14 protein-coding genes are annotated in these 13,247 nt (G+C 61.2%); 2 read left to right on the top strand and 12 right to left on the bottom strand.

Annotation, left to right across the window (positions count from 1 at the left end; all coding sequences use genetic code 11):
- The first annotated feature begins 67 nt into the window (after positions 1-67).
- A complete protein-coding gene (locus tag HCG46_RS14950) occupies positions 68-967 on the top strand; it encodes a LysR family transcriptional regulator (protein ID WP_168686627.1) in 900 nt (299 codons plus the stop codon).
- Positions 968-980: 13 nt separating this feature from the next.
- On the opposite strand, the gene HCG46_RS14945 is transcribed toward HCG46_RS14950, so the two are convergent.
- The 7 genes from HCG46_RS14945 to pobA form a co-directional block, all read right to left on the bottom strand.
- The gene (locus HCG46_RS14945) at positions 981-2,294 is read right to left on the bottom strand and encodes a lyase family protein (protein ID WP_168686626.1); all 1,314 of its coding nucleotides are present in this window, start codon (positions 2,292-2,294) and stop codon (positions 981-983) included.
- Between the two features lie 54 nt (positions 2,295-2,348).
- Positions 2,349-3,185: a 3-keto-5-aminohexanoate cleavage protein gene (locus tag HCG46_RS14940; protein WP_168686625.1), complete on the bottom strand. Its 837-nt coding sequence runs from the start codon at positions 3,183-3,185 to the stop codon at positions 2,349-2,351.
- 196 nt (positions 3,186-3,381) lie between these two features.
- Positions 3,382-4,002 carry a protocatechuate 3,4-dioxygenase subunit alpha gene (gene pcaG / locus HCG46_RS14935; protein WP_168686624.1) on the bottom strand — a complete coding sequence of 207 codons (621 nt, stop codon included), beginning with the start codon at positions 4,000-4,002 and terminating at the stop codon, positions 3,382-3,384.
- 2 nt (positions 4,003-4,004) lie between these two features.
- The gene (pcaH, locus tag HCG46_RS14930) at positions 4,005-4,733 is read right to left on the bottom strand and encodes a protocatechuate 3,4-dioxygenase subunit beta (RefSeq protein WP_055656871.1); all 729 of its coding nucleotides are present in this window, start codon (positions 4,731-4,733) and stop codon (positions 4,005-4,007) included.
- Positions 4,734-4,746: 13 nt separating this feature from the next.
- Positions 4,747-5,151, bottom strand: coding sequence for a 4-carboxymuconolactone decarboxylase (gene pcaC / locus HCG46_RS14925; RefSeq protein WP_022999298.1), 405 nt, complete (start codon positions 5,149-5,151; stop codon positions 4,747-4,749).
- Positions 5,144-5,935: a 3-oxoadipate enol-lactonase gene (pcaD, locus tag HCG46_RS14920; protein ID WP_055656872.1), complete on the bottom strand. Its 792-nt coding sequence runs from the start codon at positions 5,933-5,935 to the stop codon at positions 5,144-5,146. The genes pcaC and pcaD overlap by 8 nt, the downstream gene beginning before the upstream one ends.
- Positions 5,935-7,104: a 4-hydroxybenzoate 3-monooxygenase gene (gene pobA / locus HCG46_RS14915; RefSeq protein ID WP_077291255.1), complete on the bottom strand. Its 1,170-nt coding sequence runs from the start codon at positions 7,102-7,104 to the stop codon at positions 5,935-5,937. The genes pcaD and pobA overlap by 1 nt, the downstream gene beginning before the upstream one ends.
- A 92-nt stretch (positions 7,105-7,196) precedes the next feature.
- Between pobA and pcaQ the strand changes: the two genes are divergently transcribed.
- Entirely contained in the window at positions 7,197-8,117 is a 921-nt protein-coding gene (gene pcaQ, locus HCG46_RS14910) for a pca operon transcription factor PcaQ (protein WP_055656875.1), read from the top strand.
- A 14-nt stretch (positions 8,118-8,131) separates the two neighbouring features.
- Here pcaQ and HCG46_RS14905 read toward each other — a convergent pair whose 3' ends face one another.
- From HCG46_RS14905 to HCG46_RS14885, 5 genes are read right to left on the bottom strand one after another with little or no spacing between them, the layout of a single operon-like run.
- Complete coding sequence (locus HCG46_RS14905; RefSeq protein WP_168686623.1) at positions 8,132-9,085, bottom strand: ROK family protein; 954 nt, start codon at positions 9,083-9,085, stop codon at positions 8,132-8,134.
- Positions 9,082-10,224: a sn-glycerol-3-phosphate ABC transporter ATP-binding protein UgpC gene (gene ugpC, locus HCG46_RS14900; protein ID WP_152504959.1), complete on the bottom strand. Its 1,143-nt coding sequence runs from the start codon at positions 10,222-10,224 to the stop codon at positions 9,082-9,084. Before ugpC ends, HCG46_RS14905 begins: the two co-directional genes overlap by 4 nt.
- 23 nt (positions 10,225-10,247) lie before the next feature.
- Positions 10,248-11,087, bottom strand: a complete 840-nt coding sequence (locus HCG46_RS14895; RefSeq protein WP_168686622.1) for a carbohydrate ABC transporter permease — start codon at positions 11,085-11,087, stop codon at positions 10,248-10,250.
- A complete protein-coding gene (locus tag HCG46_RS14890) occupies positions 11,084-11,977 on the bottom strand; it encodes a sugar ABC transporter permease (protein WP_205838500.1) in 894 nt (297 codons plus the stop codon). Before HCG46_RS14890 ends, HCG46_RS14895 begins: the two co-directional genes overlap by 4 nt.
- A 25-nt stretch (positions 11,978-12,002) precedes the next feature.
- On the bottom strand, positions 12,003-13,229 hold the full coding sequence (locus tag HCG46_RS14885) for an extracellular solute-binding protein (protein ID WP_228148121.1): 1,227 nt from the start codon (positions 13,227-13,229) through the stop codon (positions 12,003-12,005).
- Positions 13,230-13,247 lie beyond the last annotated feature (18 nt).

Below are 13,247 nucleotides of genomic sequence, written 5' to 3'. Positions count from 1 at the left end.
ACCAAAGTCGATCATGAGAACGAGCGCTCTGTAATCGCACGAGAATTCAAATCCGAGGCAAGAGGCCATGTCCTATCTGGAATCCCTGCGCGTCTTCACCCGCGTGGTCGAACTGGGCAGCATCACATCCGGCGGACGCGACTTGCGCCTGACACCGGCGGTTGCCAGCAAGCGCATAAAGGAGCTGGAAAAGCATCTCGGCGTGCGGCTCTTCAACCGCACCACAAGGTCCCTCACGCCGACCGAGGTCGGCAAGGTGTTCTACGATTATGCGGTGAAGGCGCTGGAATCCATCGAAGACGCGGAAGCCGCCGTCGCCAGTTTTTCCGATACGCCGCGCGGGGTCATCCGGGTCACGGCACCGCTCGGTGCCGGTCGGCGCATCATCGCTCCGCTGGTGCCGCGTTTCGTTGAAAAATTCCCGGCAACGGAAGTGCATATGCGCCTGTCCGACCGCAAGGTCGACATCCTGTCCGACGGGCTGGACGTCGCTTTTTTCATTGGCACTCCGCAGGACTCCAATCTGAAGCTGCGCAAGATATCCGATTGCCCCCGGGTGCTCTGCGCGGCTCCGGAGTATCTGGAAAAGCACGGTACGCCCCGTACCCCGGATGATCTCCTGAGCGACGAGCATAATTGCCTGCTGCTGCGCTACCCGCGCTCGCCGGAATATTACTGGGTTCTGCAGACACCGGCCGGGCCGCGCAAGCTTCAGGTTTCCGGCAAGATGGATGCCGACCATGGCGACGTTCTCACCGACTGGGCCTTGTCAGGATACGGCATCGTCAACAAGCCGAGGTTCGACGTAGCCCAGCATCTGGAAAGCGGCCGTCTGGTGGAGATCCTGAAGCATACGCCGCCTCCCCCCACCATCTTCGGTTGCCTCTATCCGCACAGGCGCCTTCAGGACCCGAAGATCCGCCACTTCGTGGATTTCGTGATCAGCAACGCGGATGTGGCCGGGTAGGGCCCGACCCTGTTCAGCCTCTGCGGCGGGTCTGAAAGATCCGCGCCGACATGTTCCTTGCCGGTGCGATGACCTGTTGCGGGTCCAGTTCCTTCTGCCAGTCAAGGCTGACCGGCGAAATCCTTGCTAGGGCTTCGGCAAAGGGGGCCGGGTCCTTTGCTGCCGCCGCGACAAGATCCTTTGCCTCAGCGCGGGAAACGCCGTTCCGGGCGAGAACGAAACTGGCGGTTTCGGCCATGATTTCCGGGTTTGAGGCCAGTGTAGCGGCGAGGTTGGCCTCATGCGCCTGCAGGCTGGTGGCAAGCTCTTCTGCGTGCACCAGCGCAGCGCCCGCGGCCAGCAGCATTTGTGGCAGGAAATGCCATTCCAACGGCCACGCTGTCCCGTCGCGCTCCTCCAGCGGGCTGGCGGCAGCGGCAAGCCCGGCCTGGGCGGCAATCGCAATGCTGTTGAGCACCTGAATGGTCTCGGCCTGCACCGGGTTGGCCTTTTGCGGCATGGTCGAGGATCCGCCACCCGTTCCGCTGGAAAGCTCCGCAATGTCCGTGCGCCCGGAAAGCGCCAGGTCTCCAGCCATCTTCGCAAGGGCGGAGGTGACCTGTTGCAGCCAGCCCGCAAGCGCCAGAATGGGCGTCCGGTTGACGTGCCACGACGGGCTGTCCTCAAGGCCGAGTTCCAGTGCGAGCGCCGCCGAGACAGCGGTTCCGTCCGGAGCGATTGCGCTGTTGATGCCTGAGGCGCCGCCAAACTGGACGCGCAGCACGGCGGACCTGAGTGCGGGCAGGGCATTTTCCGCATCTATCAGCGGATGCGCCCATTGCGCGATCCGGTAGCCGAGGGTGATCGGTGTCGAAACCTGGCTGCGCGTACGCCCCGCCATGAGCTGATCCGCATGGCGCTCGCTCTGCCGTTCCAGCGTATCGACCAGTTTTTCCAGTTGAGCGCCCAGGATCTCCAGCGCCACTTTCGCCTGAAGGACCAGCGCCGTGTCGATCACGTCCTGACTGGTCGCGCCCCAGTGCAGCCAGGCCCCGGCGTCGGCGCTGAGCTGCTTGCGCAGTTCCGCCACAAGCGCTGGAACGGGCACGCCGGCGGATCTTGTGCCGGCCGCAAGGTTTGCGGGCTCGATCTTAGCGTCGGCGAGCTTCTCTGATATCTCCCGCGCGGCCTGCGCCGGAATGATCTCCAGGCGCCCCTGTACGATGGCAAGGGCGCGCTCGAAGGCGATCATATGCGCGACATCGCTGCCATCAGCGAGAAGCTTGGTCAGGTCACCGTCAGCAAAGAGGGAGGAATGGATCTGGCTGGAAAATAGAGAAAGAGGCATGGCTCGGCAGGGTCTCTGGATGGGCCCTTATTGAGAGCCAAGTGGAAAGGCGGGTCAAGCCGCCTTCGGCGGCAGACCCAGGATCTCGCGCGCCTGCTGCCAGGTCGCGACGGGACGCTCATATTTCTCGCAAAGATCCGCCGCCCGTTTTACAAGCGCCGCATTGGAAGGGGCAAGCGTGTCCCGGTCGAGGCGGATGTTGTCTTCCAGGCCGGTGCGGGTATGCCCGCCTGAGGAAATGCACCACTCGTTGAGGGTGAACTGGTGTTGACCAATCCCGGCGGCACACCATTCGGCGTCCGGTACCAGCCGTTCAACGGTCTTGATGTAATAGTCGAAGACGTCCCGGTCGACCGGCATGGCATTCTTCACACCCATGACGAACTGCACATAAAGCTTGCCCGGAATACGCCCGTCCCGGTTCATGGCAGCCGCCTGATGAATGTGGCTCAGGTCGAACGCCTCGATCTCCGGTTTCACATGATGGGTGCGCATCTCGCTGGCAAGCCAGTCGACCAGATCCGGCGGGTTCTCATAGACCCGGGTCGGAAAATTGTTGGAGCCGACGGACAGCGACGCCATGTCGGGCTGAAGGGCAATCATGCCGCCGCGTTCCTTCCCGGCACCCGAACGGCCTCCGGTCGAAAACTGGATGATCATGCCCGGGCAGTGTTTTTCCAGCCCTTCCTTGAGCCGCGCGAACTTCTCCGGATCCGAGGATGGCGTCTCATCGTCGTTGCGCACATGGGCGTGGACGATGGTTGCACCGGCCTCGAAGGCAGCCTGCGTGCTTTCCACCTGCTCCGTAACGGTGATCGGCACCGCCGGATTGTTTTCCTTCTTCGGCAGCGATCCGGTAATCGCGACGCAGATGATGCAGGGCTTGGACATGTTTCACGCCGCTCCGGTTTCGCTTGCGCCTGTCCCAACAAGGAGCGGCGATCGTTGCATAAGCCTCCCTCATCCTGAGGAAGCGCTTAAGCGCTGTCTCGAAGGATGGGCCGCATACTTTGAGTGCGCCGCCCATCCTTCGAGACGCTTGGCTTGGCCAAGCTCCTCAGGATGAGGAAGAGTGGTTTGTGCCTTCTCAGATATCGAAGAACACCGTTTCGTCCGGGCCTTGCAGCTTGACCTCGAAACGATAGACCGTCTTGCCGTCGCGCTCGGTCTTCCGGGCGATCAGGGTCTGGCGGCGCTTTTCCCATTCGATCAGGTTGATCACCGGGTCGGCCGCGTTGGCTTCGGTCTCGTCCTCGAAGTAAAGGCGGGTCTGAAGCCCGACATTGATGCCGCGTGCGACGATCCAGAGGCTGATATGGGGTGCGGAAACCTTGCCGTCCGGCAGCTTGACCGGGCCTGGCTTGACCGTGTCGAACCCCCATTCGCCGGTGTCGAAATCAGTGATGACCCGGCCCCAGCCGCGAAACCCGTCTTCCACGTTGCCGGCATGTTCAGGATGGGCGTAAATGCCCTCGCTGTTGGCCTGCCAGGTTTCCAGCATCACGTCCTTGATCGGCGAGCCCATGCCATCGATGACGACACCTTCCACACGAATGCGCTCACCCTTGGCATTGGGGCCTGCGATATCCCAGCCCAGTTCCTGCCGATAGATGTCGAAACCGGCGGCGCCTGGCGCGAGGCCGATATGAACGTAAGGTCCGGCCGTCTGGGAAGGCGTTTCCTTCAGATAGTCGAGTTGCTGCGTCATGATCAGTTCCCCTCCGGCCGGTTTTCAAACAGGGTCGAGCGGCGCCCGCGCAGGACGATGTCGAACTTGTAGGCGATCGTGTCGAGCGGGATGGTGGCATTGAGGTCGAGCTTGGCGACCAGTTGCTCAATGGCCGCCGGATCGGGAATGGTGTTCACGATCGGGCATTTCGGAATGAGCGGATCGCCCTCGAAGTAGCATTGGGTGATCAGACGCTGACAGAAGGCAGTGCCGAAGATCGACATGTGGATATGGGCGGGCCGCCAGTTGTTCACCCAGTTGCGCCAGGGGTAGGCGCCCGGTTTGATCGTGCGGAAATAGTAGTAGCCGTTCTCGTCGGTCAGGGTGCGGCCGCAGCCGCCGAAATTCGGGTCGATGGGCGCAAGATAGGTGTCCTTCTTGTGCCGGTAGCGTCCGCCCGCATTGGCCTGCCAGATCTCCACCAGGGTGTTCGGGATCGGCTTCGCGTTCTCGTCCAGCACCCGGCCATGCAGGATGATCCGCTCGCCGATCGCGCTTTCACCCGCCTTCGCGTAGTTGTAGATCAGGTCCTTGTCGAGCGGGTCGATATCGTTATGGCCGAAGGTCGGCCCGGTGATCTCGCTGACGTTGTTTTCCAGGCTGATCATCGAATATTGCGGCGAGCGCGACACGCTGGTCTTGTAATCCGGCGTATGTGCAGGCGGATGCCACTCGCGGTCCCGCTGATAGAAAGGTCCGGGTTTCAACATCGATTTTCCTCCGTTAACCGCCTGTCGCGGTCAGCTTCTGGCCGCTGCGTTCCATTTCGGCGTAAGTTTCCTTGGCGATCTTGAGCGCCTGGTTGGCACGTGGCACGCCCGCATAGACCGCCACATGCTGAAACGCCTCGAGCACGTCCTGCTTGCTGGCGCCGGTGCGGGCGGTTGCCCGGATATGCATGGCAATCTCCTCGAAATTGCCGAGTGCCGCCAGAAGGGCGAGCGTCAGCATCGAACGCTCCCGCGGACTGATGCCGTCCGACGCCCAAACCGTGCCCCAGGCACCCTCGGTGATCAGGGTCTGGAATGGTTCGTCAAGTGGCGTCTTGGCGGCTTCTGCCCGGTCGACATGTTCATCGCCAAGCACGGATCGCCTGACCTTCATGCCGGTTTCAAAACGCTCAGACATGGAGGTCCTCCTTCAGGAAAGTCATGAGATGGCCGGCAAAGACATCCGGCTTTTCGACGCAGGGCAGATGACCCGCACCGGAAATTTCAACGTAGCGGCTGCCGGCGATGAGGTCCGCCGTGCCGCGCACCATGGCGGGTGGGCTGGCGAGGTCCTCGCTGCCGCCGATACCCAGCACCGGCAGGCGAAGCCCGGACGTGCTGTCCGTCAGATCTGCACCGGCTATTGCTTCGCAGCAGCCGATGTAACCTTCCGTCGGGGTGCGAACCAGCATGTGGCGCCAGGCCAGACATTCGGCCGTCTGGCGGAAATCTTCCGAAAACCAGCGCTCCAGAATGGCATCGGCAAGGCTCTCGATACCGCCTGCACGGATCCGGGCAATCCGGTCTTGCCACATGGCGGCTTCGCCCATTTTCGCGCCGGTGTTGGACAGCACCAGACCCTTGATGCGTTCCGGCTGCCGGTGCGAAAGGAGCTGACCGATCATGCCGCCGATGGAAAGCCCGACAAAAACACAGGAGCCGATCTGAAGGTGATCGAGCAGCTGTTGCGTGTCGCTGGCGAGATCGTCCATGGAGTAGGGGCTCTCGGGACAGGAGGACAGCCCGTGACCGCGCTTGTCGAAGCGGATCAGCCGGAGGCCTGTTTCCGGCAGAAGGTCGATGACCTTGTCCCAGAGCCGCAATTCCGTGCCGAGCGAATTGGCGAAGACGACAGGCGTGCCGTCCGGGTCGCCATCTTGGCGCCAGTGAATGTCGGCAGAAGGCAGTCGCGCGATCTTCATCAGTAGGGCAGTCCCACATAGTTCTGCGCAAACCACTTCTGCGCGGTTTCATTGTGATGCAGAGACTCGATTTCCGCCCGCTGCATCTTCAGATCGAAATCAGACTGATCCGGGAACCGGTGCAGCATGTTGGTGGTCGCCCAGCTGAAACGCTCCGCTTTCCAGATCCGTGCCAGGGCTTTCTCCGAATAGGTATCGATGCCGTGGCTGTCCTTGTTCTGATAGTAATGCACCAGCCCCTCATAGAGGTAATGCACGTCGGAGGCAGCGGTGTTGAGGCCCTTGGCGCCTGTTGGCGGCACGATATGGGCGGCATCGCCGCACAGGAACAGACGGCCCCAGCGCATCGGCTCGCACACGAAGGACCTGAGTGGGGCAATGGATTTCTCGATAGAGGGTCCGGTCACCAGCTTGTCGGCAACCGCTTCCGGTAGCCGGCGTCTCAGTTCGTCCCAGAACTTCTCGTCGGTCCATTCGAAAATGTCGTCGCTGACATTGCACTGGACGTAGTAGCGCGACAGGTTTTCGTTACGCATGGAGCAAAGCGCGAAGCCGCGTGCCGAATTGGCATAGATCAGTTCTTCATGCACCGGCGGCGTCTCGGACAGAACGCCCAGCCAGCCGAAGGGAAACACCTTCTCGTAGTCCTTGCGCACGGTGTCGGGAATGGTCTTGCGGCTGACGCCGTGGAACCCGTCACAGCCCGCCACGAAATCGCAATCGATGCGCCGCGCGCTGCCGTCCACGGTAAAGGTGACATAGGGCGCGTCGGTGTCCGCATCGCGGATTTCGACCCCCTCGACCTCGAAAATCGTCTGACCGCCAACTGCATCACGGGCGTCATAAAGATCACGCGTGACTTCCGTCTGGCCGTAGACGACGACATTCTGGCCGATCAGCTTCTGGAAGTTGATGTCGAACATCTCGTTTTCGTACGAGATGCAGGTGCCGTCATGGACGAAGCATTCCTTGTCCATCCGCTCGGCCACACCTGCCTCGCGCATCATGTTGACGAGACCCGTTTCCAGAATGCCGGCCCTGATGCGGCCAAGCACATATTCGCGCGTCTTGCGCTCCAGAATGATGGTCTCGATGCCCTTCAGATGAAGAAGCTGCCCGAGCAGCAGGCCGGACGGTCCACCGCCGACAATGACAACCTGAGTTCGCATCCGATCCTCCCTTGTTGAATTGATATTGAATGATCGAAATTGGGAAGTAAAATGAGATATTCGGCTTCTTTCTTTCCAAAATGAGAAATTAAATGATCGACCGACGCATCAAGTTCCGGCACATCCAGTGCTTCGTGGAGATTGCGCAGGAACGCAGCCTGAAACTGGCTGCCGACAAGTTGAATCTCACCCAGCCGGCGATCTCCAAAACGCTCAAGGAACTGGAAGATATCATCGGCGCCAGCCTGATGACGCGAAACCGGGCCGGCATCGCGCTGACCAAACAGGGCAAGGTGTTTCTGCATTTCGCGCAGATCTCGCTGGCGAGCCTGCAGCAAGGCCTGGACGGGGTCGAGAAGGAAGGCGAACACGCCCGTGCGACCTTGAAGGTGGGCGTTCTGCCGAGTGTCGCGGCCAGCTTCATGCCCCCGGTCATCAAGGAGTTTTCCGAACTGGCACCTCATGTCATGGTCCAGATCATGGACGGCCCGCACGGCTACCTGATCGAACGGCTGAAGATGGGTGAACTCGACCTGGTGATCGGCCGGCTCGGCAGGCCGGTGTCCATGGAAGGCGTTTCCTTCACCCAGCTTTATTCCGAGCGGGTCGATGTGATCGTCCGAGTCGGGCACCCGCTACTGGAAAGACCGGACATCAAGCGTATCGTCGAATGGCCCGTGCTCTATCCGCCGGAAGGCGCGGCGATTCGGCCTCTGGTCGAGCGCTTCATGATCGCCAATGGGGTCGGCGAGATCCCGAACAAGATCGAAACGGTCTCGGGTGCTTTCGGCAGGGTCTATACCCGCCGGACCGACGCGGTCTGGATCATTTCGTCCGGCGTGGTGCAGAACGAAACCGCCGACGGCCACCTGGTCCGCCTGCCGTTCGACACCGACATGACAAAGGGGCCGGTCGGGCTGATGACCCGTCCGGACACCCAGCCGGGAGCCGAGGAACAGGTCTTCCGGCTGGCGGTTCAGACCGTGATCGAGGAGCTGGGGCTGAGTTCCTGACCGTCTTGGGTCGTTTACATGCGCGACGCACACCCCGCCAGAGCTGCGAAATCGTCATCAAGCAGATGAACCGGAATGCCGGAAACCAGCTTTTGCTGGCGGCCCTTCGCGCAAAAGGCATTGATGAATTCCGGTTCTGCCAGGAACCTCGCCAGGCTTCGGGTGACACCGCCTGTCAGCACGATACCGCCAAGGGACAGGAACACCAGCGAGAGGTCGCCAATGACCCGGCCAAGAAATGTCACCCATTGCCGGGCAGCGGAAACACAAAGCGGATCGGACCCGGAATTGGCGCGCTCCGCTATCTCAGCCGGTGACAGGTCGCGCGGCGACAGGCCCTGCTCCAGGCAATACCACTCGTGAATTTCCTTGAGGCCGCTTCCCGACAGCGCCCGTTCGACGGAGGCGCGTCCGCGGTTGAGAGCGAGGTAGTTCCAGAGCCGAAGTTCGTCTTCGGTTTCGACCGGCAAAGTCGAGTGGCCGCATTCACCGGTGCCGACATGAAATCCGGCAGGTGTCTGAAACAGCGCGGCAGCATTGAAACCGGTTCCCGCGCCAACGACGAGGCGCGTGGCGTTGCTGCGCAGTTTCTGGCTCGGTTCATAGACGGGCTGAAGCCGCTCCGTTGGGACCTTGTCCAGCGAATAGGCGAGCGCCTCGAAATCGTTCAGGAAGGTAATGTTCGCTCCGCCCAGAACCTTGCCGATGCAGTCGGCACTGAAGGTCCAGGGATGGTTTGTCATGCGGATCGCGGGGCCATCGATGGGGGCCGCGATGGCGATGACGGCAGAAGCACAGGCCGGTCGCCCGGCTTCCGAAAGATAGGTGCCGATGGCCGCTTCCGGTGTTTCGAAATCCGCATTGCGGAACCGCGCGATGGTGTTTTCCAGAACGCGGCCGTTTTCGACCAGTGCCAGCCGGGTGTTGGTGCCGCCGATGTCGGCGGCAAGGCCTCGTTGAATGCTCATAGGCGATTACCCGATGCAATGTCGAAATAGGAAATCTTGGAAAGGTCGAAAGCGATCGGGACGCGCTGTCCGGCGGTGACCGGCGCATCCGCCGACAGCCGGGCAACGGCTTCCGTTCCGCCAAGTTGAATGACCGCATAGGTGTCGGCGCCGGCCGGTTCGACCACGTCCAGAAGGCAATCGGCGCTTTGCAGGCTGCGGCCGTCGATGCCACCGGACCGCAAGCCAAGATCCGTCATCGCCTCCGGGCGAAGGCCGATGGTGAGCTCTGCCGTACCGCCGGCGGACAGCGTTTCCGGCCCCGGACCATAGTCGAACAGTTCCAGCGGCGGTCCTTCCGGCGTCGGGATCTGCAGCCGGAGATGGTCGCCCTCGCGTGTAGCGGTGCCGGTCATCAGGTTCATGGACGGTGCGCCCATGAAGTCCGCGACAAAGGCATTCACCGGCTTGTTATAGATCTCCTGCGGTGTACCGATCTGCTGGACCACGCCGTCTTTCATCACCACGATCCGGCTGGCCAGCGTCATGGCTTCGATCTGGTCATGGGTGACGTAGACGATGGACGCGCCTGTTGTCTGATGGATGCGCTTGATTTCCGTGCGCATGGTCACGCGCAGCTTGGCATCGAGATTGGACAGCGGTTCGTCGAACAGGAACAGTTTCGGTTCGCGCACAAGAGCCCGGCCCATGGCAACACGCTGGCGCTGTCCGCCGGAAAGTTCCGCCGGGCGGCGGTGCAGCAGGTGTTCGATCTTCAGAAGATCCGCGACCTCGGCCACCTTCCGTTTCTTCTCGGCCTCTTCGACCTTTCGGACTTCAAGGCCGAAGCCGATGTTGCGTTCCACGCTCATGTTGGGGAACAGGGCATAGGACTGGAACACCATGGCGATATCCCGGTCGGCCGGTTCGTCGTTGGTGCGGTCCTTGCCGGCAATACGGATGGTGCCGGAGGAAATGTCGGTCAGTCCGGAAATGCAGCTCAGCAGGGTCGACTTGCCGCAACCGGACGGTCCGACCAGGACAAGAAACTCGCCGGGCGCCATGGAGATGTCGATGTCCTTGAGGACATTCACGTCCCCGTATCTCTTCTGCAGGCGGCTGATTTGGAGGATGGGGTCTTGCGGCATTGCGGCGTTCATTCCTTGTCGGTCTCCTGCTGAGGTCAGCCCTTGACGGATCCGGCGACCAGTCCGGAGACGATGAATTTCTGGAAGGCGATGGCGAGGATGGCTGGCGGCAATGTCGCCAGAACGCCAACCGAGGCGATGACGCCGTAGTCGGTAACGCGTCCGGCGGAGAAATCCGCGATCGCCACAGGCAGGGTCTTCGCGCTGAGATCGTTGGTGAAGATCAGGGCGTAGAAGAACTCGTCCCAGGCCACCAGGAAGGACAGCATGGCGGTGGCGGCAATGGCCGGAAGGGCCAGTGGCAGCACCACTTGCCGGATGGTGTAGGCGGTTCCGGCACCTTCCATGAAGGCGGCCTGCTCCACTTCCACCGGCAGCACGTCGATATTGGCCTTCATCAGCCAGGTGGCGAAAGGCAGCAGCATGGCCGTATAGACGATGATCAGCGTCACCGTGTGGTTCAGCATGCCGAAGCTGCTGAAGGTCGAATAGAGCGGCAGCACATAGGTGATCGGCGGCATCATGATCGTTGCGAGAAAGGCGAACAACAGGACCATCGACGCCTGTCTTCTGGAAAAGGCATAGGCAGCCGGAATGGCGAGCAGAAGCGCGATGACGGTTGACCCGCCCGCTGTCAGGAGGGAATTCCGGAGTGCGCTCAAAAACCGCTCGCCGTTGCCGCCTTCAAGGCTGAGCAGGCTCGTGTAGCGGCTGAAGTCAAGTTCGGAGGGGATCCAGCGCAGCGGCACCTCGGTCAGGTCGGTCGGCGCGCTGATGCTCATGACGGCAAGCCAGAGCAGCGGGCCTGTTGTGAAGGCTGCCAGCAACAGGGCGCAGCCATAAAGCAGGATGGATTGAACGAGCGAGCGTTTCATGCCGCGCCTCCCGCCGTCTGCCGCTTGGTCGCGGAATAATAGAACACGATCAGAACGGCACTGATGCCGGCGACCAGCACTGCATAGGAGGCCCCGCTGCCGCTTCTGAGGTAGTTGAAATATTCCTGGTAGACGTAAAAGCTCGCGGTCTTGGTGCTGTCCGCGGGGCCTCCGCCGGTCATGACGTAGATGATGTCGAAGACGCGGAAGGCCTCGATGGTTCGCAGCACCATGACGACCATTAATGGACCGGCGATCCAGGGCAGGGTGATCGAGCGGAACCGTTTCCAGGGCCCGGCGCCTTCGATGGCTGCCGCCTTGTTGAGGTCACCGGGCACTGTCTGCAGGGCGGCCAGTGCCACATAGGCAACCAGCGGAAAGTTCTTCCAGACATCTGCCAGGATGACCATGTTCATGGCGGTCGCCGGATCGCCGATCCAGCTGCGGTAATCGGAAATGAGGCCCAGCTGGAACAGCAGGGAGTTCAGCGCGCCATAATCAGGGTGATAGATCAAGCGCCAGGCAACGGCGTTGACGATGGTCGGCACCGCCCAGGGCAGGATGATCAGAGCCCGAAGCAGCGTCCGGCCACGGAATTCCTGGTTGAGCAGCACGGCAACCGCGACACCGAGAACGCCTTCCAGACCCACTGAGACGATGGTGAAGTAAAGCGTCCTGAAGAGGGCGTCCTGAAAATCCGGGTCGGTAAGCGCGTAGACGTAGTTTTCCAGGCCGATGAAATGCACCGGCTCGGGAAGAGCGGAAATGCGCGTGTCGGTGAAGCTCAGCCACAGTGTGTTGGCAAGCGGTATCAGCGTGACCAGCGCAAGCAAAGCCAGGGCCGGCACCAGAAGGATCCATTTTTCACGTTTCTGGCGTCGGCCAAGCATGGTCAGTCTCCCGTCAGTCGCAAACTTAGCGGATGCGCTTGACGCGGTCTGCGGCAGCTTCCAGCGCTTCATCCACACTTGCCTGGCCGAGCAGGACCTGATGGATGTTCTTCTGGAGAATGTCGGAGACTTCGGTGTAGGACGGCACCAGCGGACGCGGATACATGACAGCGATGGATTCTTTTGCCGCCGCGATCAGGTCTTCCTGGCCTTCGATCACCTTCGGTTCGGAATAGGACGCCTTCCAGATCGGCAGGCTGAGCTTGGCATAGTTGTCCTGAACGTCCTTCTGGGTCAGGAAGGAGATATAGGCCCAAGCTTCATCTGCATGCGGGCTGTTGGCGGGAATGCCGAGACCCATGGAGCCGTTGACGCTGGAGGCGGTTGACTTGCCTTCGACGCCTGGTGCCGGAGCTACCTTCACCTTGCCGGCGACCTTGCTTTCCTTCGGATCGTTGGCCAGGGCATTCATGTAGGTCCAGTTGAGGGCGAACGCCGCTTCGCCGTTGGAGAACACCCGGCGGACGTCTTCTTCGAAATATTCGCGTGAAGATGGGTTGCTCAGGCCTTCGTCCAGCGTTGCCTTCATGAAGGAAACGGCATCCTTGGCACCGCCTGCGGTAAAGGCCGGCTGGCCTTCATCGAAGAACGCGCCGTCATTGGCCGCCGTCAGGGTGGTGAAGTCGCAGATCATCGCTTCGGACTGGGACCAGCTCCAGACCAGCGGATATTCGACAATGCCCTTGTCCTTGATCTGCTTGGCCTGTTCCGCCAGTTCGGCCCAGGTCTTGGGCGGGGCGGAAATGCCAGCCTCTGCCAGCATGTCGGCATTGTAGAAGAGGTATTTCGTATCGAGGATCCAGGGCATGCCATAGCGCTTGCCGTCATATTCGACCGTCGTCCAGGCACCATCGAAAACCTTGTCGGTGTAGTCGGCCGGAATGCGGTCGGTGACATCCTGCAGGAAGCCGCGCGTTGCGAATTCGGCCGGCCAGATCACGTCGAACAGGACAACGTCATAGCCGTCATCGCCCGCACCTGCCGCTGCAATGATCTTGTCGTGCAGGGCTTCATAGGGAACGAATTCGAGCGCAACCGTGACGCCGGGATTTGCTTCCTCGAACTTGGCGGTCATCGACTTGATGTCGTCTTCGCTATAAGCCGCCTGGCTCATGAAAAGTGCATTCAGTGTGGTGTCGGCCAATGCCGTCGTGGTCATGGCCAGGGTCGCGAAGGCGGACCCCAAAATCATCTTTCCAAACGTGTTCAT

Origin of the sequence: Labrenzia sp. PO1, assembly GCF_012273635.1 — a bacterium.
Lineage (GTDB): Bacteria > Pseudomonadota > Alphaproteobacteria > Rhizobiales > Stappiaceae > Roseibium > Roseibium algicola.
Note: the sequence above shows the minus strand (reverse complement) of the source record. Positions and strands in the feature narration are given on the sequence as shown.